Annotated in this window: 26 protein-coding genes; 15 read left to right on the top strand and 11 right to left on the bottom strand. The window is 63.0% G+C overall.

The genetic code is table 11. From position 1 onward, the window contains the following. Window positions 1-84 precede the first annotated feature (84 nt). Together VME63_RS06645 and speA are read right to left on the bottom strand one after the other, a co-directional pair. Window positions 85-870 carry a 3-hydroxybutyrate dehydrogenase gene (locus tag VME63_RS06645; RefSeq protein ID WP_325431522.1) on the bottom strand — a complete coding sequence of 262 codons (786 nt, stop codon included), beginning with the start codon at window positions 868-870 and terminating at the stop codon, window positions 85-87. Window positions 871-975: 105 nt separating this feature from the next. Next, the gene (gene speA / locus VME63_RS06640) at window positions 976-2,865 is read right to left on the bottom strand and encodes an arginine decarboxylase (RefSeq protein WP_325431520.1); all 1,890 of its coding nucleotides are present in this window, start codon (window positions 2,863-2,865) and stop codon (window positions 976-978) included. 265 nt (window positions 2,866-3,130) lie between these two features. On the opposite strand from speA, the gene speE reads away from it, so the two are divergent. Beyond that, window positions 3,131-3,982, top strand: a complete 852-nt coding sequence (gene speE, locus VME63_RS06635; protein WP_325431518.1) for a polyamine aminopropyltransferase — start codon at window positions 3,131-3,133, stop codon at window positions 3,980-3,982. A 66-nt stretch (window positions 3,983-4,048) separates the two neighbouring features. Here speE and VME63_RS06630 read toward each other — a convergent pair whose 3' ends face one another. Both VME63_RS06630 and VME63_RS06625 read right to left on the bottom strand, forming a co-directional pair. Then, window positions 4,049-4,564, bottom strand: coding sequence for a hypothetical protein (locus VME63_RS06630; protein ID WP_325431516.1), 516 nt, complete (start codon window positions 4,562-4,564; stop codon window positions 4,049-4,051). 141 nt (window positions 4,565-4,705) lie between these two features. Continuing rightward, window positions 4,706-4,903, bottom strand: coding sequence for an antitermination protein NusB (locus VME63_RS06625; RefSeq protein WP_325431514.1), 198 nt, complete (start codon window positions 4,901-4,903; stop codon window positions 4,706-4,708). Window positions 4,904-5,039: 136 nt separating this feature from the next. Here VME63_RS06625 and VME63_RS06620 point away from each other — a divergent pair, with 136 nt between their 5' ends. From VME63_RS06620 to VME63_RS06600, 5 genes are all read left to right on the top strand, one after another. After that, window positions 5,040-6,071, top strand: a complete 1,032-nt coding sequence (locus tag VME63_RS06620; RefSeq protein ID WP_325431512.1) for a hypothetical protein — start codon at window positions 5,040-5,042, stop codon at window positions 6,069-6,071. Window positions 6,072-6,136: 65 nt separating this feature from the next. Further along, window positions 6,137-6,769: a ParA family protein gene (locus tag VME63_RS06615; protein WP_325431510.1), complete on the top strand. Its 633-nt coding sequence runs from the start codon at window positions 6,137-6,139 to the stop codon at window positions 6,767-6,769. Between the two features lie 52 nt (window positions 6,770-6,821). After that, a complete protein-coding gene (locus VME63_RS06610) occupies window positions 6,822-7,295 on the top strand; it encodes a histidine phosphatase family protein (protein WP_325431508.1) in 474 nt (157 codons plus the stop codon). 32 nt (window positions 7,296-7,327) lie between these two features. Beyond that, on the top strand, window positions 7,328-7,867 hold the full coding sequence (locus tag VME63_RS06605) for a YceI family protein (RefSeq protein ID WP_325431558.1): 540 nt from the start codon (window positions 7,328-7,330) through the stop codon (window positions 7,865-7,867). 21 nt (window positions 7,868-7,888) lie between these two features. Continuing rightward, entirely contained in the window at window positions 7,889-9,787 is a 1,899-nt protein-coding gene (locus VME63_RS06600; protein WP_325431506.1) for a phospholipase D family protein, read from the top strand. A 1-nt stretch (window position 9,788) separates the two neighbouring features. On the opposite strand, the gene VME63_RS06595 is transcribed toward VME63_RS06600, so the two are convergent. Beyond that, a complete protein-coding gene (locus VME63_RS06595) occupies window positions 9,789-11,072 on the bottom strand; it encodes an acetyl-CoA C-acetyltransferase (RefSeq protein WP_325431504.1) in 1,284 nt (427 codons plus the stop codon). 124 nt (window positions 11,073-11,196) lie between these two features. Between VME63_RS06595 and VME63_RS06590 the strand changes: the two genes are divergently transcribed. Both VME63_RS06590 and VME63_RS06585 read left to right on the top strand, forming a co-directional pair. Further along, window positions 11,197-12,339: a hypothetical protein gene (locus VME63_RS06590; protein ID WP_325431503.1), complete on the top strand. Its 1,143-nt coding sequence runs from the start codon at window positions 11,197-11,199 to the stop codon at window positions 12,337-12,339. Window positions 12,340-12,437: 98 nt separating this feature from the next. Next, complete coding sequence (locus tag VME63_RS06585) at window positions 12,438-14,924, top strand: sensor domain-containing protein (protein ID WP_325431501.1); 2,487 nt, start codon at window positions 12,438-12,440, stop codon at window positions 14,922-14,924. Between the two features lie 50 nt (window positions 14,925-14,974). Here VME63_RS06585 and VME63_RS06580 read toward each other — a convergent pair whose 3' ends face one another. The 5 genes from VME63_RS06580 to VME63_RS06560 form a co-directional block, all read right to left on the bottom strand. Then, complete coding sequence (locus tag VME63_RS06580) at window positions 14,975-15,427, bottom strand: GNAT family N-acetyltransferase (RefSeq protein WP_325431499.1); 453 nt, start codon at window positions 15,425-15,427, stop codon at window positions 14,975-14,977. A gap of 22 nt (window positions 15,428-15,449) precedes the next feature. Beyond that, a complete protein-coding gene (gene ntrC / locus VME63_RS06575) occupies window positions 15,450-16,847 on the bottom strand; it encodes a nitrogen regulation protein NR(I) (RefSeq protein WP_325431497.1) in 1,398 nt (465 codons plus the stop codon). Further along, the gene (locus VME63_RS06570; protein WP_325431494.1) at window positions 16,840-17,877 is read right to left on the bottom strand and encodes a two-component system sensor histidine kinase NtrB; all 1,038 of its coding nucleotides are present in this window, start codon (window positions 17,875-17,877) and stop codon (window positions 16,840-16,842) included. The genes ntrC and VME63_RS06570 overlap by 8 nt, the downstream gene beginning before the upstream one ends. Before the next feature lie 287 nt (window positions 17,878-18,164). Next, the gene (locus VME63_RS06565; protein WP_325431492.1) at window positions 18,165-18,647 is read right to left on the bottom strand and encodes a hypothetical protein; all 483 of its coding nucleotides are present in this window, start codon (window positions 18,645-18,647) and stop codon (window positions 18,165-18,167) included. Window positions 18,648-18,669: 22 nt separating this feature from the next. Then, window positions 18,670-18,984 (bottom strand): hypothetical protein, encoded by a 315-nt coding sequence (locus tag VME63_RS06560; protein ID WP_325431490.1) that lies wholly within the window; start codon window positions 18,982-18,984, stop codon window positions 18,670-18,672. 414 nt (window positions 18,985-19,398) lie between these two features. On the opposite strand from VME63_RS06560, the gene VME63_RS06555 reads away from it, so the two are divergent. After that, on the top strand, window positions 19,399-20,280 hold the full coding sequence (locus VME63_RS06555) for an NmrA family NAD(P)-binding protein (protein WP_325431488.1): 882 nt from the start codon (window positions 19,399-19,401) through the stop codon (window positions 20,278-20,280). Window positions 20,281-20,330: 50 nt separating this feature from the next. Beyond that, window positions 20,331-20,789 (top strand): MarR family transcriptional regulator, encoded by a 459-nt coding sequence (locus tag VME63_RS06550; RefSeq protein ID WP_325431486.1) that lies wholly within the window; start codon window positions 20,331-20,333, stop codon window positions 20,787-20,789. A gap of 46 nt (window positions 20,790-20,835) precedes the next feature. On the opposite strand, the gene VME63_RS06545 is transcribed toward VME63_RS06550, so the two are convergent. Beyond that, window positions 20,836-21,744 carry a LysR family transcriptional regulator gene (locus tag VME63_RS06545; RefSeq protein ID WP_325431484.1) on the bottom strand — a complete coding sequence of 303 codons (909 nt, stop codon included), beginning with the start codon at window positions 21,742-21,744 and terminating at the stop codon, window positions 20,836-20,838. 306 nt (window positions 21,745-22,050) lie between these two features. Here VME63_RS06545 and VME63_RS06540 point away from each other — a divergent pair, with 306 nt between their 5' ends. The 5 genes from VME63_RS06540 (at window position 22,051) to VME63_RS06520 (ending at window position 25,751) form a co-directional block, all read left to right on the top strand. Continuing rightward, on the top strand, window positions 22,051-22,929 hold the full coding sequence (locus VME63_RS06540) for an NmrA family NAD(P)-binding protein (protein WP_325431482.1): 879 nt from the start codon (window positions 22,051-22,053) through the stop codon (window positions 22,927-22,929). 56 nt (window positions 22,930-22,985) lie between these two features. Further along, a complete protein-coding gene (locus VME63_RS06535) occupies window positions 22,986-23,732 on the top strand; it encodes an SDR family NAD(P)-dependent oxidoreductase (RefSeq protein ID WP_325431480.1) in 747 nt (248 codons plus the stop codon). 43 nt (window positions 23,733-23,775) lie between these two features. Then, the gene (locus VME63_RS06530; RefSeq protein ID WP_325431478.1) at window positions 23,776-24,066 is read left to right on the top strand and encodes a hypothetical protein; all 291 of its coding nucleotides are present in this window, start codon (window positions 23,776-23,778) and stop codon (window positions 24,064-24,066) included. 475 nt (window positions 24,067-24,541) lie between these two features. Beyond that, a complete protein-coding gene (locus VME63_RS06525) occupies window positions 24,542-25,243 on the top strand; it encodes a hypothetical protein (protein WP_325431476.1) in 702 nt (233 codons plus the stop codon). Between the two features lie 25 nt (window positions 25,244-25,268). Further along, the gene (locus VME63_RS06520; RefSeq protein ID WP_325431474.1) at window positions 25,269-25,751 is read left to right on the top strand and encodes an FAD-dependent monooxygenase; all 483 of its coding nucleotides are present in this window, start codon (window positions 25,269-25,271) and stop codon (window positions 25,749-25,751) included. Window positions 25,752-25,902 lie beyond the last annotated feature (151 nt).

Below are 25,902 nucleotides of genomic sequence, written 5' to 3'. Positions count from 1 at the left end.
GGTTGCACGAGCTTGCCGCAACCTTCAGGGGCTTCACCCCACCCCAACCCTCCCCTGTTACACGTCGGGGAGGGTGCAGGTCGGTTACTGCATGTACCAGCCGTGGCTTACCACGATGCTTTGGCCGGTGAGCGCCGCGCTCGGGAAGGCGGCCAGGTACAGTGCCGTTTCGGCGATGTCTTCCACGGTGGTGAACACGCCGTCCACCGTATCCTTCAGCATCACGTTCTTGATCACGTCCGCTTCGCTGATGCCCAGTTCTTTGGCCTGTTCGGGAATCTGCTTTTCCACCAGCGGCGTGCGCACGAAGCCCGGGCAGATCACGTGCGAGCGCACGTTGTGCGCCGCGCCTTCCTTCGCCAAGGTGCGCGCCAGGCCCAGCAAGCCGTGCTTGGCGGTGACGTAGGCGGACTTGAGCTTGGACGCCTCGTGCGAATGCACCGAGCCCATGTAGATCACCGTGCCGCCGCGATCGCCCTTGTACATGTGCTTGAGCGCGGCCTTGGTGGTGAGGAAGCCGCCGTCCAGATGGATGGCCAGCATCTTCTTCCAATCGGCGAAGGCAAACTGGTCGATCGGGTTGATGATCTGCACGCCCGCATTGGAAATAAGAATGTCCAGGCTGCCCAATGCCGCCACGGCCTTGTCGGTGCCGGCGTTCACCGCCTCTTCACTGGTGACGTCCATTTCGATGCCGATGGCCTTGCCGCCGGCGGCATTGATCTGCGCCGCCGCCGCATCGGCGGCCTGCTGGTTGATGTCGGCGATCGCGACCGCCGCGCCGTTCTTGGCGTAAAGCTCCGCGATGGCCTTGCCCAGGCCGCTGGCCGCGCCGGTGATCAATGCGACTTTGCCGTCGAGTTTTGCCATGTGCCACTCCTTCGGATGGGGGATGAGGGAACCGATTGCGGGCGCCTCGCGTGCTTGCCTGCCCGGGACGCCCGCCGCGGCGGCGGGACGCCGGCGCTTGTCAGATCAACGCGCGCCCTCGGAAAGATAGGTATAGCTGGTCAGGCCTTCATTCAATGTTACAAACAGCGCCTTGGCCTGATCTTCGCCAAGATTGACCGCCGCGATGCGTTCGCGATAGCTGTTTCGCAGCGCTTCCAGGTCGTAGCCGACGTAGTCGAGCATCAGGTCGGTGGTGTCGCCGCGACGCTTATGGGCGAAAACATAGTTCCCACGGTCGATACGAACGTTTACCGCGTCGGTATCGCCGAACAGATTGTGGATGTCGCCCAGCGTTTCCTGATAGGCGCCGACCATGAAGATGCCCAGGCGATACGGCTCGCCGTCCTTGAGCGCATGCAGCGGCAGGCTTACGTCCACACCTTCGGCGTCCACGTAGTGATCGATACGGCCGTCCGAATCGCAGGTGAGGTCAACCAGCACGCCGCGGCGGGTGGGTTGCTCGTTCAAGCGCGCGATCGGCGCGATCGGAAAAATTTGATCGATCGCCCAGACGTCGGGCACGGACTCGAACACCGAGAAATTGACGAAGTATTTATCGACCAGCTTTTCGTCCAGGTCGTCCAGCACCTGGCGATGTGCGCGCTCGGAGGAAAGCAGGCGCGCGCGCACGGCATTGACGATGGCGTAGTACAGCTCATCCAGGCGCGCACGCGCGGCCAGCGACAACTGGCCCAGCGCGTACAGCGTCTGGCCTTCCTGGAAGTGATGCTGGGCTTCGTGGTAAAGCTCCAGCGAGGGTCGCGCATCGAGTTCATCGTGCACTTCGCGCAGATGGCGCAGCACGGCCGGCTCATCGTCATCGGCGGGCGGCAGGCTGCCGGCGGGCACCGATTCGACTTCGCTTACGTTGATCACCATCACCGCGTGATGCGCGGTCATCGCGCGGCCGGCCTCGGTGATGATGTGCGGCGCCGGAAGGCCTGCGGCGTCCACGGCCTCGGCCAGCGACTGCACGATGGTGGCGGCGTACTGTTCCAGCGAGTAGTTGATCGAGTTGTGGCTGCGCGAGCGCGAGCCTTCGTAGTCCACGCCCAGGCCGCCGCCGACATCCACGATCTCAAGCGGCACGCCCAGCCGGGTCAGCTCCACGAAATAACGCGTGGCCTCGCGCATGCCGTTGGCGATGTCGCGCACGTTGGAAATTTGCGACCCCATGTGGAAATGCTGCAGTTTCAGTGTGTGCTTGAGACCGGCCTGATCCAGGCGTTCGACCAGGCTGAGCACCTGCGCCGGCGACAGCCCGAACTTGCCCTTGTCGCCGCCGGTGTTCTGCCACTTGCCCGCGCCGATCGAGGCCAGCCGCACGCGCACGCCCAGCAGCGGCTCCACGTCCAGCGCCTTGGATTCGGCGATGACGTGCTCCAGTTCCGACGGTTTTTCGATCACGATGTGGATGCGCAGGCCGAGCTTGCGCCCGATGAGGGCCAGACGGATGTATTGACGATCTTTGTAGCCGTTGCACACCACGATGGAGCCTGGCCGCGCCATCGCCAGCACCGCCATCAGCTCCGGCTTGGAGCCGGCCTCCAGGCCGAAGCCCTGCTCGCCCGCGGCGACCAGCTCGGCAACCACGCCGCGTTGCTGGTTCACCTTGATCGGATAGACGGCCGTATAGCCGCCCGCATAATTCCACTCGCCGATCGCCTTGGCGAAGGCGCCCTGCAGGCGCGCGAGACGGTCGGCAAGGATGTCGGGGAAACGTACCAGCAGCGGCAAGCGCAAGCCTTCGTCGCGTGCGCGATCGACGATCTGAGGCAGCGAAAACGCTGGACCCTTCGCACCGCGCGGGCGCATCACGATGTCGCCGGCATCGTTCACATCGACGTAGCCGTCGCCCCAGTAGGGCACGGCATAAGTGTGGCGGGCGGCATCGGCATTCCAGGAATGGGCCATGTTGACGGTATCTCCTTATGGGAGTCGACGGATCGACCCTAGGGATGACATCGTCGCAGCGGCGAGCCTTGACGAACGCAAAGCCCCCGGCCGGAAGCCTCGCACGCCGCGGGGCCGTAGGACTTGGCGGGCCGCCGCGCGGCGACCCGAACGACTATTGTAATAGGCACAGGCGACAATTTGAGGTCACCCGCACCGGGACGCCCGGGGGCGGTTGCCGCTACAATTGCGGCTCTTTAACCATGCTTCCCAGGATTTTCCCGTCATGTCGCAGCCCAGCTGGTTCACCGAAGCGCACCAGGCTTCCGGATCCTCCATCGGTTATCGCTTGGAAAAGCCGCTTCATGCCGAGAAAACCCCGTTCCAGACCATCGAGATCTACCAGACCACCGACTGGGGCAACCTGATGGTGATCGACGGCTGCGTGATGCTGACCACCCGCGACAACTTCCTCTACCACGAGATGATGACCCACCCGGCGCTGTTCACCCATGCGCGCGCCAAGCGCGTGGTGATCATCGGCGGCGGCGACTGCGGCACGCTGCGCGAAGTGCTCAAGCACGAAGAAGTGGAGCACGCCGCGCAGGTGGAGATCGACGAGCGCGTCACTCGCCTGGCCGAGCAGTATTTTCCGGAACTGTGCGAGTCCAACGGCGATCCGCGTGCGGAGCTGTTGTTCATCGACGGCATCAAGTACATGGCCGAGGCCGAGCCCGATTCGCTGGATTTGATCATCGTCGACTCGACCGATCCGGTCGGTCCCGCCGAGGGCCTGTTCAACGCCGCGTTCTACGCCAGTTGTCACAAGGCGCTGCGTCATGGCGGCATCCTGGTGCAGCAGAGCGAATCGCCGCTGGCGCATTTGGAGCTGATCAAGTCGATGCGCGCGGCGATGCGCACGGCCGGTTTCAACGCGGTGAAAACCCTGCCGTTTCCGCAGCCGTGCTATCCCACCGGCTGGTGGAGCTGCACGATGGCGCGCAAGGGCGGCGACCTGGCCGGCTTCCGCGAGCGCGGCGCGATCAGCAAGAACTTCCCCACTCGCTACTACAACGCCGACGTGCACAAGGGTGCGCTGGCGTTGCCCGAATTCATGCGCGAAGCGCTGGGCGAGTAAACCGCCTTCGAGCAAGATTCGTGGCGTCAATATGGCTTGGCGCCGCATGCTCCGGGCGCCGCGCAATCAAGCGCCCTGGTTGCGGATGGTTTCGCGCTGGCGATCGCTCAGCACGGCATAGCCGCTGTCATCGAACACAAAACCCGCCACTTCGCGCATGCCAAGCCGCTCGTGGGCGCGCAAGGAGGCGGCGTTGTCGCGCCGAATGAAAAGCACAGCTTCCTGGCCGGGACGATGTTCGCGCAAAGCGGCATATAGCTGGCCCAGCACACCTTGCCCGCGCTCGCTATCGGCGACACAGGCCGGGCCATACACGTAGGCATCCGGGCCGCCGGGCCACGCCGCCAACATCGCCTGAACGGAAGGCGGTGCCGGGGCATCTTTGTGAGCACTGAACAAGACGCCCACCACCCGGCCATGCCGATGCGCCACCATCACCGGCGCTCCGTTGAGTGCCATGCGCGCCACTTTGTCCTGCGGAAATTCGCCGGTCAGCGAACCTCCGCGGTCGGCGGAATTGGCTTGCAGCAACGCGGCGATGCCATCGACATCTCGGGCACAAGCGAGCGCGATCTCGTACATGAAGACCTCTAAGCGGCATCCCTCGGGCGGCGGCATCCAAGGCAGACCAAGTCTGCGGGTCGTATCGAATACGGCCTGCTTCATGGAAGAGGCTAATGCCCGGCCACGCGCTCAAGAAATCGGATTTGCCCGATTTTTCAATCAGAACAAGCGCTCGCGCACCTTCGGCAGCAACACCAGCGCCAGGGTGGCGAAGGGGCCGAACAGCACCGACAGCGCGAACCACAGCAGGCCGCTGCGATTCTTGCCCTGGGCAAGGCCCGCATTGATCAACGCCAGCGTTCCCCAGCCGACGAACCACGGCGCGGTCCCCTGGGACAACAACGAAAACGACTCCACAGCACTCTCCTGTGTACCGCCTGGGCAGAAGGCCATGCTAGCAGCTGGCCGGCGCGGGCTCCGCCGGCTGTTCAGAACATCCTCAACGCCGGGACGCTATGCTGGTGACTTTATGAATGAATGACGGAGTACCTCGATGCGTGGTTGGCGTCGCCCTGTAGCCCTTTCCCTGGCCTGCGCACTCGCCGTCCCGGCGCTGGCGGTCGCCCAGCACGCGCATCCCGCGACGCCGATTGCCAAAAAGCCCGCCCAGGCGCGCAGCCAGGCGCTGGCTTCGTTCCAGAGCGACCTGGTCAACGTGCTGTCGCCCAGCGGAGATGCCCAGCGCCTGCTGGCGGCGGCCCTGCTGGCCCGCCCCCTGCCCAACCAGAGCAAGGTGAACTCCTTCCACGCGCTGATCGAACGCGCCGCGCGCGCCGACGATGCCGGCCCCGCCGAAAACTGGGCCCGCCTGGCCGATTGCGATCCAAAGAATTCCAGCTGCCCCAACGCCGACGCACTGGCACAACTGCTGCAGCAGGCGCCGGACAACGCGGCGGTGTGGCTGCTCAAGCTGGGTCAGGACGCCAACAACCTCAAGTCGCAGGATGTGCGCCAGGATCTGGCCAAGGCGGCCTCCGCCAAGCTGTATGACGATTATTCCGGCATCGGCCTTATGGCCTTGGCCAACGCGGTCAGCCTGCTGCCGCCCCCGAATGCCACGCTCGACCCCAACTCCGCCGCCGGTGCCAACGGCGTGCAGCTGCTGATCGCCTTCGGCAGCGCCCAGGGGATGCCTCAGCCGGCCCTGCGCGAAACGGCAACTTTCTGCGAGAAAAACGCCCCCAGCGATCCTTCGGTCAAGGACGACTGCCTGAAACTGGGCAAGACGCTGGAGTGGGGTTCCAGCCCACTGGCGCGTTCGCTGGGCCTGCATCTGCGCGAAGTGCTCAATCCCGATCCGGCCCAGCAGCAGGACGCGAAAACCGCGCGCCGCAACCTGGTGTGGCAGGTGCAGAATTTCGCCGAGCTGTCCCTGCGCGCGCAGAACGACAGGGGCCAGTCCCAGCACCTGCTGGCCCTGGCCCGCAACGGGGGCACGCAGATGAGCCTGGTGCTGGCCGCCCTGCGCGACGACGGCATCCCCACCGATGCCCCGGCCGACGAGCAGGCGGGCAAAACCAACTAGGGCCTGTTCACAGTTCCGCTTTCCCCCGCTACCCTTGGGCCACCTCACGCCATTAGGGGTAGTCGATGGTCACGGTGTTGGTAGCAAGCAGCAAGGGCGGTTGCGGCAAGAGCACGCTGGTAACCCAGCTGGCCTCGCATTGGGCCCAGGACGGCAAGCGCACGGCCATTGTCGATAGCGATCCGCAGGGTTCGAGCTTCCGCTGGGCCAGCATCCGGCCAGACAACGTGCCCGGCGTGCTGGCGCTGGAAGGCGGCCGCAAGGCGCTGGACAAACTGCCCGACGATACCGATCGCGTACTCATCGACACCGCCGCCGGTTCGCACGAGAAAGAACTCGAACCCTACCTGGAAAAGGCCAGCGTAGTACTGGTGCCCGCGCTGCCGTCGTCCTTCGACCTGCACGCGACACTGAATTTTCTCAAGCACCTGCACGGCATCAGCCGCATCAAGCGTGGGAAATTGCCCGTGGCGGTTGTAGGCAATCGCCTCAAGCCGTGGACCCACGCCAGCCAGGACGCCATGGAGCAGCTGGCCGAGCAATCGCCGTTCCCGGTGGTGGCGCAATTGCGCGACACCCAGGCCTATGTTTTGTTGACGTCGCTGGGCAAGGGCATCTTCGACTATGGGTCCGAACAGGTGCGCGGCCACCAGCACGACTGGGCGCCCCTGCTGCGCTGGATCAAGCGCCAGCACTGAGCACCTTCCGCGCCGGATTAAACCGGCGTGTCTTTATGGAGAACCTACGACCATGCACGAACTGATCCTGCTGCGACACGCCGAAGCCCAGCCCGCACCGCCGGGCGGCGAGGATGTCGTGCGCCGCCTGAGCGGACGCGGTGAACAGGAGGCGCGTGCCGCCGGCACCTGGTTGAGCTCGCATGGCGTACGCCCCGACCGCGTGCTCTGCTCGCCGTCCGAGCGTACCTGCGCCACCGCGCAACTTGCGCTGTCCGCCCTGGAGCCGACGCCGGACATGCGCATGGCGCCGGAAATCTACAACGCGACGCCGGGCGAATTGCTGGCCCTGCTCGATCAGCACGACGACGCCAACACGGTGCTGCTGATCGGTCACAACCCTGGGATCGAACGGCTGGTGGCCTTGCTGGTCGAAGGCCGCTCCGATGACTTTCGTGGCATGCCGCCGGCCGGATTGGCCGTGCTCCACCTGGATGGCCCGCTGGAACCGGGCAACGCACGACTGGATGCGTTCTGGTCGCCGTGAGGCTTGGGCGGTTCGCGTTCTGCTTGTGTCTAGTGTTGTTGTGGTCCGCGCGTGCCGTCGCCCGCGATGACGATTACCGCATCGATTCGGCCACCTCGCAGGCCACCTTCCAGGTCCATGTGTTCTGGCTGGAAAGCGTCAACGGCCATTTCTCGCAAGTGGCCGGCGATGTCGTACCGGGCCCGCGCCCCGATAGCTGGGTAGTCAACGCCGACATTCCGGTCGATAGCGTGGCCATGCCTTCCAAGCGGCTGCGCCGCTGGGTGCTGGCACCGGATTTCTTCGATGCCACCCACCATCCGATCATCCATTTCGTGTCCGATCCGATCGGACAGGAGCAACTGGACCAGGGCGGCACGCTCAGCGGATACATCACCGTGCGCGGCGTCACCGCGCCCGTGCGGTTTATCGTGCAACCGGCGCACTGCGAACACCTGGCGGCAGCGCCCTGCCGCATCCAGCTCAGCGGACGCGTACACCGCAGCACATTCGGCATGACCAGCGACCGCCTGGCGCTTTCGGACAGCGTGGACCTGAACCTTAGCATCACGCTGCAACGCGAAAGTCGCTAAGCGGCGGCTATCATCCGCGGCATGCATCTGCGCGGCAGCTTACTGATTCCTGTTTTCGTGGCGGCCCTGCTGCAGGGTTGCGCGACCAGTCGCGCGCATGTCCGCCAGGCCGACGCGATCGTCGCCGCAAGCATCGACCGGCAGACCACCTGCACGCGCGCCGACCGCTGCGCCGCACCCTCGCCCCTGCTCGACGACGCCGAGGATGCGCTGGCCCATTCCACGCCAGAGCAGCCCGAACACGTCGTCACCCTGCTCGACGACAGCCAGGCGGCGCTGGTCGCGCGCATCAACCTGATCCGAGCGGCGCGGCAGTCGATCGACGTGCAGACCTATATCTGGGACGAAGACGACACCGGCCAACTGATCCTCAACGAACTGATCGCCGCCGCACGCCGCGGCGTGGACGTGCGCATTCTTGCCGACCAGCTGTTTTCGTTCGAAGACCCGGCCATGCTGGAGCGGCTCACGCGCGTCAGCCCCCATCTGAGCGTGCGCATCTACAACCCCACCTTCCACAGCTCGCGCACCACGCCGCTGGAATTTGCCGCCGGCCTGGTCTGCTGTTTCATCCGCTTCAACCAGCGCATGCACAACAAGCTGCTGCTGGTGGACGACAGCATCGGCATCACCGGCGGGCGCAATTACCAGGACCGCTATTTCAACTGGGACAACGACTTCAACTACGTCGACCGCGACGTCATGGTCGGCGGCCCGGCGGCGCACCAGATGGCGGCAAGCTTCAACCTGTTCTGGAACCTCAAGCGCTCGGTGCCGTTGATCCAACTGCGCGACGTCAATCGCCTGATCCGCGCCGACCCCGCGCCGCCGCCGTGGCCCGCGCCGCACTACACCAACCCCGCGCGCGTGGCCGAGGCGCAGGCGGAGGCGGAAGATCCCGACTGGCTCGCCGCGCACCTGATCGACCCCACCATGCGAACGGGCAAGGTGGAGTTTTTCAGCGATCGCCCGGCCAAGACCGAGCAGCCCCAGAAGCGCGAGGCGCTGCAATTTACCGCCAACCTGATGCGCCTGGTCGGCAATGCGCATCGCGAGGTGGTGCTGCAGACGCCGTACCTGGTGATGAGCCGCCGCGCAAAAAAGCTGTTCAGGCGCCTGCACAGGGAACACCCCGCGCCGCGGATCATCGTATCGACCAATTCGCTGGCCTCCACCGACGCCTTCGCGGTCTATGCGGTGTCCTACAAGCACCGCAAGCGCTATCTCACCCAATACGGCTTCGACATCTACGAGATGAAGCCGCATGCGCCGCTGGCGATGGATGCCTACACCCAGGCCAACGTGGTGGACGAAGAACAAGACGATGACGGCGCGCCTTCCGCGCAGGCATCCGCAGGCAAGACCGCCCGGCGCTTTCCCGGCACCGACCGCCGGCCCGGCCTGTTCGGCAGCAACGGCCGCCGTAACCGGCCCGCGCCGCTGTTGAGCGAGGGGCGCCGCTTCGGCCTGCATGCCAAGTCGCTGGTGATCGACGATGACGTGGCGATGGTCGGCTCCCACAACTTCGATCCGCGCTCGGACCACTACAATACCGAAGCCGGGGTGATCGTTTACGACGCGCGCTTCGCGCGGGCGCTGCGCGCCTCGATCCTGGTCGCCACCGAACCGCAAAACGCGTGGGTGATCGCCGAACGCAAGCCGACCATCCCCGTGCTGGGCACCATCAGCCGCGCCATCGGCGATGTGTCGGCCAAGCTGCCGCTGTTCGATCTGTGGCCGTTCCGCTACGCCACCAGTTACGACATCAAGCCCGGCTGCGGGCCGCTGCTGCCCACCGATCCGCATTTTGACCAGTGCTATACGCCCGTGGGCGATTTCCCCGACGTCGACATTTCGCCCAAGCTGCTCTACACGCGCTTGATTACCGCCTTCGGCGCGGGGGTGACGGGGGTGTTGTAAATCAGCGCTCGAGTATCGCGGTGACGCCCATGCCGCCGGCCGTGCAGATGGAAATCAGGCCACGGCCGGAACCTTTCTGCTCCAGCATTTTGGCCAGCGTGGCGACGATGCGCGCACCGGTCGCGGCGAACGGATGGCCCACCGCGAGGCTGGAGCCATGCACGTTCAATTTGGCCGGATCGATGCTGCCCAGCGGCTGGTCCAGGCCCAAGCGGTGCTTGCAGTAGTCGGCCGACTCCCACGCGCGCAGCGTGCACAGCACCTGCGCGGCGAAGGCTTCGTGGATTTCGTAGAAATCGAAATCCTGCAGGGTGAGGCCATGCCGCGCGAGCATGCGCGGCACTGCCACGGTGGGTGCCATCAACAGGCCCTCGCCGTGCACGAAATCCACCGCCGCCACCTCGGCATCGCGCAGATACGCCTGGATTTTCAACCCGCGCCGCGCCGCCCATGACTCGTTGGCCAGCAGCACCGCCGCCGCGCCGTCGGACAAGCCGGTGGAATTGCCGGCGGTGAGCGTGCCCAGGCCCGAGCTCTTGTCGAACGCAGGCTTGAGCGTGGCGAGCTTTTCCATCGTCGTGTCCGGACGCAGGAAACCGTCGCGCTTCAAGCCGCGGAAAGGCACCACCAGGTCCTCGAAGAAGCCGGCCTCGTAAGCGGCCGCCAGCTTGCGATGACTCTCAAGCGCCAGACGGTCCTGCGCCTCGCGGCCGATGTGCCATTCGCGCGCCATCTTTTCGCAGTGATCGCCCATCGACATGCCGGTGCGCGGCTCGGCCACGCCCGGGAACGAGGGCTTCAACTCGCGCAAGGAAAAACCGCGCACGGCGGTTTTGAATTTTTCCATCGGCGTCTTGGCACGGTTGACCGCCAGCAGGCGCTTGCGCAGGCGCTGGCTGTAGACGATCGGCACGTCGCTGGTGGTATCCGAACCGCCGGCGATGCCGGCCTCGATCTGGCCGGCGGCGATCTTGTTGGCGATGATGATGGCGTTGTCCAGCGAGGTACCGCAGGCACGGGCGGTGGTGATGCCCGGGGTGGTCGGCGCCAGACCCGAACTCAACAGGGCTTCGCGGGCCAGGTTCCACTCCGAGGAGTGCTTGATCACCGCGCCCATCGCCACTTCGCCCAGTTCCACACCATGCAGCCCGAAGCGCTCCACCAGCGATCCGAGCACCTTCACCGACATGCCGAAGTTGCCCACATCCGCATACGCCGTGTTATTGCGACAGAAGGGAATCCGCACTCCGCCGATCACACCGACACGTTGCTGCGTGTTTTCCATAGCCAGACTATCCAAATACGCCCGATCGCCCAAGGCTAACCCGCTCCGTCCCGCGACGAAAGCCCGAAACGGTGCCAGAAGGCCAAATGTTAGACTTGCTTCCCTTTGTTGACGGAATCACCCCGTGGAAGCCGGCCCGCTGCAAGCCCTGCCCGCCGTACTGGCGCTGGAACTGTCCCCTGGCGAGCCGCCGCAACGCCTGAGCCTGGCCCGCGATGACGCCGCCGAGCTGGCCGCACTGATCGCCGAGGACCTGCACGCGCTGGTGCCCGAGGTGGTGCAGGCACGGCTGGCGCTGGCCGGCGCCTCCTTCGACGCGGTGGAACTGCTGCGCCCCGGCTTTCCGGTCTGGGCCACGCTGGACGAACTGGCGCGCCGCGTGCCCCGCGGCCAGCTGGAAAACGTGGTGGCCTTCGGCAGCCATGACGGCCACATGCCGGCCCAGACGCTGGAGCCGGACCGTGCCTACGCGGACGGCCCGATGCGCCTGTTGCCCTTGAGCCTGCTCGTGCCCGAAGCACGGGTGCAGACGCTGTCCGAGCGCCTGGAAGTGGAACTGGTCGGCCGCGGCGAAGCCGGCGCGCGTACCGCCGACTGGCTGATGCGCCACCTGGGCGTGCGCCTGGAACACGCGCGCTACCTCAGCCGCAACGACCTGCTCGCGCTCACTTGCGTGCAGTACGAGCACGTCAACCTCGCCCCGCTCTGGCAACTGTTGGAAGCGGCGCTGCTGACCCCTTATCGCGGCGAGGCCACGCTCAGCGCGCGCGGCCTGGCCTTTCGCTACGCCGACGGCAAGATCCACGCGCAATCGCCCGCCCAGTGGCTTGCAGCCCAGGAAGGCGACGACGCCGAACGCAGCCATGCGCTGGCCGGGGTGGTGTTCGAATTGCGCCAATACGCGGCGCTGCTGCACGCGCACGGCCTGCCGCTGCAACTGGATGCGGCAGGCGATCGGACGATCGATGCGGGCGAAGGCTGGCTTGCGGAAATAGTCGCCGACGCCGACGACGCCTACGATGCGCCCACCTTATACGCCCACGAGGCCGCGGGCCTGGGCGTGGTGGTGGTGACCCTCGCGCAGCGCGGACCTGCCGGCCGGGCCCGCATGCTGGCCCATGGATATCCCCTGCATGCGGCGGCGCTGGGTTCGCTGGTCGCCACCCTGGCCGACCGTTTCGGCATCGCCAGCGATCTGCACGCGCTGGGCCGCATCCACTTGGACGAGCAAGGCGCCCTCGGCGCACCGGCGGCCGCCCTGCATTAACTCCCCACGCCGCCCTTGGCCCGGAAGATGCAAACCGCACCTGGTCCGGCGCATGATGTGCGGGCCAGTGCCAGGAACGTTCGAGCCGGGAGATCGACGTGCCGAAGGTGACGCAGCCTAAAGAAGGTCATCCGCGCCCCTTGCAACCGGGGCCGGAGCTGCTTGCGCACGTGGTACAGAATGTTTCGGCGCTGATCGCCTACATCAGCCCCGAGGAGCGCTTCTGGTTTGCCAACGAGGCGCACCGCCACTGGTTCGAGATCGACCCGCAGCGGATCATCGGGCGCCTGGTCAGCGAAGTACTCGATCCGGAAAGCTACCTGCGCGTGCGCAGTGCGCTGCTGCAAGCGCTGGATGGCCATCCTTCCAGCTACGAAGGCGAGCTGTTCGACCGCCCCGAGCACCGCTACGTGCACGGCACCTTCAAGCCCGACCGCGACGAGAACGGCCAGTTGCGCGGCGTACTTACCGTGTTCACCGACATCACCGAGCGGCACGCGCTGGAAGAACAATTGCGCGACAGCGAGCAACGCTTCTCGCAGGCGTTCCAGCACGCGGCGGTGGGCATGGCGCTGATCCTGCCCGGCGGCCGCTACCAGCGCGTCAACGCCGCGCTGTGCGAAATGCTCGGCTACAACGAAACCGAAATGCGCGCCATGACCTGGCGCGACGTCACCCATCCGGACGACCTGACCGTGAGCGACACACTCACTTCGCTGGTGGCCGGCGGCAAGCGCGAGGCCTTCCAGACCGAAAAGCGCTACCTGCACCGCGACGGCCACGTCGTGCACGTGATGTTGAGCGTGTCGCTGGTGCGCAACGAAGCGGGGCAGCTGAACTATTTCGTCAGCCAGGTGCAGGACATCACCAAGCGCAAACAATACGAAGAAGCGCTGTTCCGCGAACGCCAGCTGGCCGAAGTCACCTTGAACTCCATCGGCGACGCGGTCATCACTACCGACGTCGGCCTCAATGTCACCTCGCTCAACCCGATCGCCGAGGCAATGACCGGCTGGTCCAACGCCGATGCGAGGGGCTGCCCGCTCGACGACATTTTCCGCGTGCGCGACATCAACAACCGCCAGCCGCTGGAAAATCCCTTGCGCCAGGCGATGCGACGCAACGCATTGGTCGATTTCAGCGGCCGGGCGATCCTGCTTCACCGCAACGGCTTCGAAACGCCGATCGAAACCTCGGCCGCGCTGATCCACGACCACGCCGGCAATGTCACCGGCGGCGTACTGGTCTGCCACGACATCAGCGAGAACCGCATGCTGGCGCTGAAAATGATTCAGCTGGCGCAGCACGACACCTTGACCGGCCTGCCCAACCGCAGCCTGCTGTACGCACGCATCGAGCAGGCCACCTCGCTGGCCACGCAACGGCATCGCCAATGCGCGCTGCTTTATCTGGACCTGGATCACTTCCGCCGCATCAACGACACACTCGGGCACGGCGTCGGCGACCAGGTGCTGCAGGCGGTGGCGCAGCAGATCCGCAGCGCGCTGCGCGACAGCGAAGATCTGGCCTTCCGCTATTCCGGCGACGAATTTGTCGTGCTATTGCCGCGCGTGGACGGTGCCGAGGAAGCGGCCACTTTCGCACAGAAGCTGCTCGACGCCTGCGCGCACACGCGCGTGGCGCACCTGCCGCCACTGGATGTCCGCTGCAGCATCGGCATCAGCCTGTTTCCCAACGACGCCACCGAACCGGATGCGCTGGTGCGCACCGCCGATGCCGCCATGTATGAGGTGAAAGTGCAGGGCCGCCATGGCTACTGTTTCTATTCGCCGGAAATGAGCCAGCGCACGGCCGCCAGCCAGCGCATCGAAAACGTGTTGCGCCACGCCCTGGCGCACGGCGAACTTTCGCTGCAGTACCAGCCGAAGGTCGATGCCGTCCAAGGCCATATTGTGGGCGCCGAAGCGCTGCTGCGCCTGCAGGTGAACGGTCAGGACCTGTTTGTGCCCGACCAGTTCATTCCCGTCGCCGAGGACACCGGACTGATCGTCTCCATCGGCACGTGGGTGTTGCGCGAAGCCTGCCTGCAGGCACGCGCGTGGCAGCGCGAAGGCTGGGCGATTCCGGTATCGGTCAACGTCTCGCCGCTGCAATTTCAGTATGCGGGTTTCTACGAGCGGCTCGACGCGATCCTCAACGAAACGGGCCTGGATCCGAACCTGCTCGAACTGGAACTGACCGAACGCACCATGATGGGCGGCGGCGACGGCACCATCCGCCTGCTGCGCCGCATCCGCCAACGCGGCGTGCGCCTTTCGCTGGACGACTTCGGCATGGGTTACAGCAGCCTTGCCTACCTCAAGCACTTCCCCGTGGACGCGCTGAAGATCGATCGCGCATTCGTGCGCGATATCACCCTGGACGCCGAAACCGCCGCGATCACCAGCGCGATCATCGACATGGCACGCAGCCTCAACAAGGACGTGATCGCCGAAGGCGTGGAAACGGAAGTGCAAAGTACCTTTTTGCGCGAAGCCGGCTGCTCGCAAATGCAGGGCTTTCTGTTCGGCGCGCCCATGCCGGCGGCGATATTCCAACAGCGTCTGGCCGAACAGCCGGCCTGAGCGACAAGGGCGCCCTCTCCCTCCGCGGGAAAACCCAGCGCTCGCGGCCGTCAGATCATCTGCTCATACATTCGGTAATGGCACTCGGACATGCCAAGCTCACGGTATGTGCGTTGCGCACGCTCGTTCTGGGTCTCCACATACAAGCGCAAACCCACCGCGCCCGACGCCCAGGCACGCCGCACTACCTCGCCATACAACGCGCGAAATACGCCGCCGCGACGCGCATGAGGCGCCACGTACACGCTCTGGATCCACCAGAAGTCGCCATTGCGCCAGTCGCTCCATTCGTACGTCACCAACAGGCAGCCCACCGCCTGCCCGTCATGCTCGGCCACCATGTAGAAGCCGCGGCGCGGCTCGTCGAACACCGCCGCGACACCGGGCGTAAGCACTTCCAAATCCAGGTGTTTTTGCTCGGTTTCCCACGCCATGGCCGCGTTCCAGGCGGCGATGTGGTCGATGTCGCCGCGCGTGGCGGGGCGGATAGTCAAGGTCGGCACGGCTCAGGCTCCGATTGAATCGTCATGGTTTGCGGCGGGTGCGCGACGCGCCCAGTTTGCGCGTCAACGTATTGCGGCCCACACCCAGCGCGGTCGCGGCATGTTGGCGATGCCCCTCGTTGGCAGCCAGCGCCGCTTCCAGCAACACGCGGTCGAGCGTCTCGCGTGCACGCGTGTGAATGTCCGCCTCGCCATCGGCCAGCGCGCGGTCGGTCCAGTCGCGCAGGGCATCAGTCCAGTCCCCGCGCTGCACATGTGCCGAGGTGCTGCCAAGGTCCGCCGGGAGGATTTCGTTGCCGGCGGCGATCACCGCCAGCCGCCGGCACAGGTTTTCCAACTCGCGCACATTGCCCGGGAAATCGCGCTGCGCGATCGCCTTCAACGCCGCCTTGGAAAAGCGCTTAGGCGGCAGTTTCAACTCCTGCGTGGTACCGGCCAGAAAATGCTGCGCCAGCAAGGGAATATCGCTGCGCCGTTCGCGCAGCGGCGGCAACTCGATGCGCACCACATCCAGGCGATGTTTGAGATCGGCGCGAAACTGTCCGGCCGCCACGCGTGCATCCAGATCCTGATGCGTGGCAGCGATGATGCGCACGTTGCAGCGGATCAATTCGCGCCCGCCGACCCGATAGAACTCGCCTTCCGCCAGCACGCGCAACAACCGCGTCTGCAGGATCAACGGCATGTCGCCGATTTCGTCGAGGAACAGCGTGCCGCCTTCGGCCTGTTCGAAACGTCCGGCCACGCGCCGCGTCGCGCCGGTAAACGCGCCGGCTTCGTGGCCGAACAGCTCGCTCTCCAGCAATTCGCTGGGAATGGCCGCCGTATTCAATGCCACGAACGCCTTGCCGCGGCGCGCGCTTTCATCATGCAGCGCGCGCGCCACCAACTCTTTGCCGGTGCCGGTTTCACCCGTAATCAGCACGTTGAGATCGCTGGCCGCCACGCGCCCGATCAGTCGGAACACCTGCCGCATCGGCGCGCTTTCGCCGAGCAGCGCATGCGAAGGTTCCGTCACCGCCGTCGCGTCCACTTCCTCGTGCGGCACGTCCGCCAGGGCACGTTGCACAGCGGCCAGCGCCTGATCGAGATCGAACGGCTTGGCCAGATAATCCACCGCACCGGCACGATACGCGGCCGCGGTGGTGGCCACGTCGGTGTAGGCGCTCATCACGATCACCGGCCCGACCTCGCGCGCGCGCAATTCTTCCAGCAACGCCAGGCCACTTTCGCCGGGCATGCGCACATCGGTAATCAGCAAGGCAGGCGTGGCTTCGCGCAGCGCCTCGCGCACACTGGCCGCATCGCCGAATTCACGCACCGGCAACCCCGCGTCGCGCAATGTTTCGGCCAGCACGAAGCGTACGCCGCGATCGTCGTCGACGATCCAGATGCCGGTGGTATCGGAAGGTTTAGCCATCGGAGCGTCCTGCGGTGGGCGCGGGCGTGCGCGGGGGCAAGGGAAGGTAAAGCGAGAAGACGGTTTCGCCGGGGCGGCTGACATAACGCAGTTCGCCGCCATGCTCGTGCGCGATTTCGCGCGAGAGCGCAAGGCCGAGCCCCGTGCCATCCGCACGCCCGGACACCAGCGGCTCGAACAACGTCTCGCGCAGGGCGGCCGGCACGCCGGGGCCGTCGTCGATCACATCCAGCCGCAAGGCGCTGCGGAACATGTGCTCGCCCAGCCGCACGCCATGCTCCACGCGACTGCGCAATGTAAGTGTGCGCGCACCGGCCTCGATCGCGTTGCGCGCGAGGTTCAACATCACCTGCTGCAAGCGATCGGCATCGCCGCGCACATCGGGCAGGCTGGGATCGTAATCGTGGCGCAGGCGCGGCGGCGATGCTTGGGCCAGAATCAATTCGCTCAAGCGTTCGAGCAGGTGATGCAAATTCACGTCGGCCAGCTGCGGCGCGCCGTCGTGATGCAGCAGCCGGTTCGCCAGGGTCGCCAACCGATCCGCCTCAGCGATCACCAGCCCGGCGAGCGCGCGCATGTCCGCATCATCCAGCCGGCGCTGCAACAACTGCGCGGCACCGCGCAAACCCGCAAGCGGATTCTTCACCTCGTGCGCAAAGCCGCGCAGTGTCGCCGACAAGGGCGACACCGCCGGCGCGGCTTCGGCCAGCGCATGCACTTCTACCAGCAGGCTATCGGCGTCCAAGGGTTGCAGCGACACATCCACGCGTAGCGCGCCGCCATGCACACCACTGAGCGCCACGCCACGGCACTGCACCGACCGCTGCTCGGCCAGGCTGCGCACCGCCTGCCCCGCCACCCCGCCCTCCGGCAACAACCCGGCCAGCGACTGACCCTGCGCATGCCGCAACCCCAACCCCAGCAACTCCGCCAACGCCGCGTTGATCCACCGCACCCGCAACCGCCCATCGACCACCGCCAACCCGGTCGCCATCTGCTCCGCCCAGCTCTGAAACCCCAGCTCGCTCATTGCACCATCATGGACAATGCGCAGAATTGGTGCAAATGGGGCGTGGCTTAATTGCCGCTGGTGGGCACGTGTTTTGTTCCGATGCGCATAGTTTGTAAGGGAAACACAGACTTTGGTGTTTTCGACCTTTACAAACTATGGTGTTTTCAACCCCGAACGGGACTACCGCTAAATCAAGAGGTTAGTGCCGGTTCGTAGGCTGATTTCTGTAGACAATCCGATGAACTCGGTAGACCACGTCTGCTTCGGATCGGAAGCGGACTTCCGATTGGTCAGCCTGCAAAATCTCATTTTTTTCGCTCCACCGTCAGAGTGAAACCAGCAGGTAAGGACTTGCAATTCGTGACCAGGACGTCCTTGGCGTCGCGCCACGTATGCCCGGGTACCGTGAGAATCAGGCCCGTGAAATCAGTGGACATTTCGCGTGCGTGGACCTGCAATCCTTCACAGACTCCGAGGGGCAGGCGGCTCCAGAATACCCTGCTGTGATCGCCGTCCGGGGCAGCCTGGATGATGCCCAGGTCTACCGCGCTTACGGCCCCACGGCCTACACGAACCGGCGCAGTCAATGCCGTCTGTGCCTGGTCTGCAGGGAGATTAATGGCACGCAATATCCCGGGTAAGACCACCAGGGTAATCCGCATATTGTTGACGCGGTCCCATGCAGGAAAGATGCGCCAGCCGAACAGCGCAAGAAGGATGACGAAACCGGCAGAGACAACCAGGGTGGCTCCTTCCGACTGTGGCTTGCCATTACTCCGAGTGGTCATAAAGCGTGCTCGAATCGGTGATTTAGAAGGGGCTTTTGCTGCGACCGCTCCCGGTCGGAAGCGGGCCTTCAGCGATGCGGATGTCCGTTATGGGTCGGAACCCGCCAAGAACGTAGCCGCCAAAGAAGCCAATGCCGCCGGCCTGCTGCGAAGCGAAGAACCGTTCTAAACCGACAGCTAAACCCCAGCAGAAAAGAAGCGAACCAACCGCGGCCAAAGCTGGAATCAGTGCCAGCGGCAGGAGCCGGCGCCGTGGATGCACGAAGTAAAGCATTGCGGCGCCAAGGGGCGCGGCAGCGAAAGCGACAAACAACAGACCCATCATCGGAAGAATCATATGGATAAGGCCTAACTACCTAATAGACGGACGATGATGCCCGGTTATACATCCTTGCCGCCTTTCTGAACGCGGCCGATAAGCGACTGATTCCGCGCAACTCTATCGACTCGACGTCCGGCTAACAATCCGCTGCAAAGACGGCATGGCCACGATTGCTTTCCAGTTAGTGTCTGGGTTTTTGAACCCGCTGGAGCGTCCCTCATGGGGACTGGTGTCCGAGCCCACCAACGGCCCTCTCGAAGGATGAGCGGCACCGGATAGCCGTTGAAGAACCTGTCAAAAACGGAGGCCGCGCTGAGCCCTAGCGGGAGTTTGAGCCCATTGAGGCATCTACCTCTTGCATATAAGAGCATATGCTCTTATATTTGCCATTACGGGCATATGCTCTTATATTTCTGAGAGGATCCAGTCATGAACAATTCGGTCATTCTTGTCAGCGGAGCAACCGGCCGTACCGGTGGCGCGGCCATCGACGAACTATTGCGCCTGGGCAAGCGTGTAAGAGCTTACGTGCGCTCAGATGATGTGCGCGCGGCTGCGCTTCGAGCACGCGGTGTGGAGACCGCCGTGGGTGACTTCACCGACATCGACCATATCCGTGCGGCCATGGAAGGGGTCGGTTCTGCCTATTTCCTCCATCCGATCGCACCGGGGATCATCAGCGCTGCTGCCTATTACGCGCAGGCTGCGAAAGAGGCTGGCGTCAGCGCCATCGTGAATATGTCGCAAATCTCGGCGCGCCGAGAATCAACAAGTCATGCGGCACAAGACCATTGGGTCTCCGAGCGCGTTTTCGATGGGTCAGGCGTCCCTACGACACACCTGCGCCCCACGTTCTTCGCCGACTGGCTTGTGTATCCGCACTTCGCAAAGGAAATCTGGGCCAAGAAAAGGATCGAGTTCCCGTTTGAAAATGGACGTCACGCTCCGATCAGTGCCGACGACCAAGGCCGCGTCATCGCGCATATCTTGGCCAAGCCGGCAGAACACGGCGGCAAGGTCTACACCTTGCACGGTCCGGTCGAAATGAACCATACCGAGATTGCGGCGGCCATGAGTGATGTTCTCGGTGCAAAGATCGAGTATGCCCCAGCGTCCATCGACGAATTCAAGGAAAAAATGGAAAACCTGTATAAGTTCCCCACGTTCCTTGTGCAGCATCTTGTTGAGGTTGCGCAGAACTATAGGGAAGGTATTTTCCAAGGCACTAATGACGTGATCGAAAAGATTACTGGCACACCGGCGCTTTCGGTTACCCAGTTCATCGAAAAGAACCGGACTGCGTTCGTCTGAAGGGTGCGTCAAGCACTAAAGCTGATTATATGGATCGAGGAGAGTGTGAAATGCTGTCGGGCAACCAAGCTGTTGGCGTTGATCAATGCCATTGTTTCGCCACGCGAAAGGCCGCCCGACAGATCTCGCGCCTCTACGATGCGCATCTTCAGCCCACTGGGCTGAAGATCACGCAATTTCTCCTCCTGGCGACGTTGAACGAACAACAAAGCACAACGGTCAACGGTCTCGCCGAACGTCTCGACGTTGAGCGGACGGCGATGGGAAAGATGGTTGGCTTCTTGGAGCGTGACGGCTATGTGCGCGTCCAGCCATCGCCGACCGATGGCCGTAGCCGCATTGTTGAGCTCACGCCTGAAGGCAAGGTGCTTTTTGAACGAGCAGCACCGCTTTGGCAAGAAGCACAACGGCACTTTGAAAAAATGAATGGGACGAAGAGCGTTGGCGTTCTACGTAGTAGTCTTGCGCACGTCAAGGTTGGCGATAAGTTAGCCGCGTCTTCTGACTGATGAGCCTATAACGCGCTCGTCAACACAGAAGGGCATCGGCAAACAATCAGCCCTCTGCCTTTCGCAATTCATCTAGCTCGCCAAGCTCGTTTGCGATGTAATCCACAAACGCTCGCGCCGGTAACCGCGTCGCACGACCAAGTGGAAAATAAGCGTGCACGGGAAGTATGGGCGTCTTCCATCCAGCAAGCAGTGCCACCAGCTCGCCGCGATTCAATTCCTCGCGACACGCCCAGGACATCGTCGAGGTAATACCCAATCCTGCCGCAGCCGCCGCGATGGCACCGGCCGTATCGTTCGTCACGACATTCGGACGTGGTGAGATGGCGCTCGTTGTCCCGTCTTGCTCGAACTGCCAGGACGCCGGACTTGCCGGGCCACCGACGATGCGATGAGAAAGAATTTCTTCAGGCGTTTGTGGAGTGCCGTGACGGTCCAGATAGGTAGGGGACGCAACGATGACCCGCCGCATGTGGCCGACGAGTCGAGCGGTGCCCGCAGAATCCGGCAAATTACCGACGCGCATGCCGACATCAATGGCTTCGCGAACCATGTCCTGGAGCTTGTCTTCCAGAATAATTTCGACTTGCAAAAGCGGATGCGCTTCTGTGAAGCGCCATAAGCGAGGTAGTACGACTCTCGATGCCATCGTCGAAGGCATGCTTACACGTAACAAGCCGCGTAGTTCACCCGTCTCTCGAACGCTGTTTTCCGCATCGTCCATGGCGGCAAGGATGGGTTCCATACGCACCAGGAACTCCGCACCCGCTTCCGTTAACACGACAGCGCGCGTCGTGCGCGACAGGAGCCGTGCACCAAGAGCGGCTTCAAGATCAGCAATCATTCGCGACACCTGCGACTGAGACATTCCGCACTCGCGCGCCGCGGCGGAAAAGCTACCCAGGTGCGCGACGCGCGTGTAAAGCCTGAGTGTAAGAATGTCCTTGACAGCCATGCCCGCTTCACCCTGGAAGGTTATGACATTCGGTACCCGCCAGGCGTCGCACCGATCTATGACAGGATCTTAACGTAGAACGCAGGCTGCCAGGTTCGATGATTTAGTGCCTCCGATCGGTGGTTTTGGATGACGCCACCTCGGCCAAGATCCATGCGGATTGCGGATAAGTGATAGCAAAAATGGAAGGCTACCGGCCCCCAGGAGCCGGCGCGATAGTGAGCTTGTCGGAACGCAAACGCAGCACATGAAGCGCTCCGCCGAAGGCTCCAAGCCATCCCTTACTTCACCCCGAGGATTACCGTCATGTCCAAGAAAGTTCTTATTTCAGGAGCCACCGGCGATACCGGCAGTGCCGCCGTTCGCGAGTCCATCGCGCTGGGTCTCCAAGTCCGAGCCATGGTCCGCTCGATCGACGAGCGCGCCACCGCGCTTCAGGCGCTGGGTGCCCAGATCGTGGCGGGAGATTTCAACAACGTCAATTCACTGCGCGATGCCATGCAGGGTGTGGATGCTGCTTACTTCGTCTATCCGGTTGCACCAGGTCTCATCGCCGCAACGGTCAACTTCGCACAAGCTGCGAAGGAAGCCGGCGTCAAGGCCGTCATCAATCTGTCGCAGCGTTCGGCCAACCGCGAATCGACCAGCGACTCCTGCCGCGACACGTACATTTCCGAACAGGTGTTCAACTGGTCGGGCGTGCCGGTCATCCATCTTCGTCCCACGTTCTTCCTCGAATGGTTGCTTTATCCCTGGCAGTTGCCATACCTGCAACACGGCATTCTTCGTCTGCCCGCTGGCAAGGGCCGCCATTCACCCATCGCTGTCGCCGATCAAGGCCGCGCCATCGCGGCACTTCTTAAGAATCCGGACGACCACATCGGTAAAACGATTCCGCTGTCCGGTCCGGTAGAAATGGATCACGAGCAAATGGCCGTCGAACTCTCCGAGGCGCTCGGCCGCAAGATCGTGTTTCAGGACATCGCCATCGCCGAATACGTTACGTCGATCACCGACATGGGACTTCCCCCGTATGTCGTACAGCACTTCGGCGGCGCGATGCTCGATTACCAGCACGGCCACATGTCCGGCGCCGACAACAACGTTGAGCTTCTGACCGGTCGCCGCTCGATGTCCGTGGGCGAGTTTGCTCGCCTTCATGCCGACCAACTCAATGCCACATAAGCCCCCGTGCGCCGGAGCATTCGGCGCACCTCCCCACACTATCTAAGGATTTCGTCATGGACATCAAAGATTCCATTGCCCTGGTCACCGGCGCCAATCGCGGTATCGGCGCAGCGTTCGTCGCTGAACTGCTCAAGCGCGGCGTGAAGAAGATTTATGTGGCTGCACGCGACACCGCTTCGTTGCATGAGCTCCTTCAACAGGGCGACAAGCGGTTGGTGCCACTCCCGCTGGATGTTACCGACGCCGACCAGGTGGCCGCTGCCGCCAACGTCGCCACGGACGTGACGCTTCTCATCAACAATGCGGGCGTCTCCAAGTACGAAGGTGCCTTGTCAGCTAACGACACGGCGAGTGCGCGACAGGAAATGGAGGTCAATTACTTTGGGACATTGGAGATGACGCGTGCATTTGCACCTGTGTTGGCAAGCCACGGTGGCGGCGCGGTGATCAACATGCTCTCCATGCTGTCGTACGTCAGCTTGCCCCGCGCCGCCACGTACGCTGCCTCAAAGGCTGCGGCGCTCTCGCTCACGCGCAGCCTGCGCGCCGAACTCGGTGCGCAGAAGACGCAAGTCATCGGCGTCGTTGCCGTGCAAACCGAAACATCCATGGGTTCGGTCATGCCGGAACCCAGGATGACGACGGCGGAGGTGGTCGGTGACGTGCTGGACGCACTGCAAGCCGGAACCAACGACGAAGTTGTTGCCGGAGCGCAGACACGCGGCACGATGGAAGCGTTTCTGGCTGATCCCAAGGGCATGCAGGCGATGATGCTTACGCGACTGCCCATCCGCGCGTAACGCCAATCCTTCGACATCCACCGACCAAATAAGGAATCCGATTATGAAAGTCATGGCCATTGCGACCGCTAGCGCGGCGCTCACTCCCGAGCTGTTCGACAAGCACATTCCGCACGAAGCGCCTGCCACTCTACAGCTCTATCTTGATGGAAAGGTCGAGCAGTTCTGGTTCCGAGAGAAGCTCGGTCCTATTTTTCTGATGAACGTCGAATCGGTCGACGAAGCCAAAGCGATTCTCAACGAGCTGCCGTTCGTGGCTGAGAAGCTGATGTCTTACGAATTCATGCCCGTCGTGCCGCTTGCCCCGCTTCGGCGCTTGATTCGGGGCAAGTGAAGTGCGCAGAGAAGGGCTATGTACATACTGTGGAGCTCCGTAAGTACCCATCGAAGCCAATTGATGCGCGATAACCTTCTGATTTCCAAGACCATGTGCAAGCTATGCGTACTGTTTGTACGCATAGTCCGCGTTGATGGCCCACTAAACCCGCAGACTATGGGGTACTAAAGCGTACAAACTATGGAGTTCTGTTCAGTTGTTCTCAGGCACATAGTTTGTGCGGGTTTTATAAACTATGGATTTTCATATAGATCGAATAGTTATTTTCAATCAATGGCTTGCCGAGAAATACACGAGACGGGTGCACCAAAAGTAACGCCCATACTCGTTTGGTAATCGAACATCCCCGCATCACCGCCCCTGTACCTATCCAACGGATAGAATGAGCCCTGTTCGCGAGAACGACAGGGACGTCGTGGGAAGTGGCGTCCTCCTCAACCGCAAAAAATGGCCACAGCGCCCAGGGGGAGCGATGGATACCCAAGAAACAAGCAAGTCCTCGACGGTTTGGATCATCTCGGGTTTATTATTGATCGCGCTGGTCGCCGTAGGCTTTAACAGCCAAGCTGCGTTATTTACCGGCGTTGCTCTCATTCCATGGTGTTATGTAGTTGAGAGTTTTCGCAGCGGACGGATGGCGTTCCTAAGACCCAAGAGCAAAGATCCCGTGCTCTTACCGTTGGTGGCCGCCCTTTTTTTCCTTGGGATCGGTGCAAATGTGCTGTCAGATCTTTTGCACCCTGGCGACATCCTGTTACCCGCCGCAATAGTGGGCATCCTGCTATGGCTCGCATTTTATGTTGCTTCAACGCGCGTGGTCGTTGCTGACAGGCCGAAGCTCGGTGAAATGCTGGCGTTGGGCGTCCTGTGCCTGATCTACGGCGGCTCAACGGCCGCGCTGTTCAATCGCCTGTTGGACTACCACTCACCGCAAGCCTATCCAAGTCAGGTTACGCAGAAATACGTGGACGATCACAGGGGCACGTCGTATTACCTAAAGGTTGGCGATTGGGGACCGGGCATTCATGGCGACAGAATATGGGTCGACTACGACCAATATAACCGCACAAAGATCGGCGATCCCTTATGCATGGGGATCTATCCCGGACTATTCGGGGCGCGGTGGACAGGTCAGGTTGCCGATCAGACTCAATGCACGACGTCCTCTGAATAATCTTGCCGGGGTTTGAGTTTGCCCTTTGACCTACCTGCTCGACTTGAAGGGCTTTCAGCGATTGCGCATGGCGCGGCATAGCAGCAGGTTGTTCTGTGTAAGGGCTAGCGTAGCGATGTACCCAAGCCGCGACCAAAACAATCTCCGCGTCGGCGTTGGCTACGGCACAAAGGGCGCCGAAGTATTCAGCCACGATGCTGGTGCGCAGAAGCAAATGGTGGCACCCAAATGTGCAGGCTTGGGTGGCTTCTCTCTTCGGATCATTGAAGCCTTGAAAGAGATGCCGCAGTTTTATTATGAAGAACTCGCCCAGATAGATATGCCCGCATGGTCCCAGGGCACGGTAGTGCTGGCTGGCGACGCAGCCCATTGCCCTTCTCCTTTTACGGGTCAAGGTACGAACCTCGCCTTGGTCAGTTCGTTTGTGCTGGCCTGCGGAATGGCTCGTTATCCTGATGAGTCGAAGCGGGCATGGCTAGCCTACGAACGACGTACACGCCGTACGTAAATCTCAATCAGGCAGTGGCGGATCTCAATCGAAAAGGACCCATTCCCGATGACCCGATGACGAGAGCAAAACCGTGTCGCTCTGCTTGATCTGTTCATAGGGGTAGCCTGGGATTCATGGAATTGCTGCCGGGGCTTACTCGACTCCAGCG

The organism is Dyella sp. (genome assembly GCF_035503745.1).
Lineage (GTDB): Bacteria > Pseudomonadota > Gammaproteobacteria > Xanthomonadales > Rhodanobacteraceae > Dyella_B.
The sequence above is the reverse complement of the archived record's forward strand: the minus strand, read 5'-3'. Positions and strand labels throughout refer to the sequence as shown.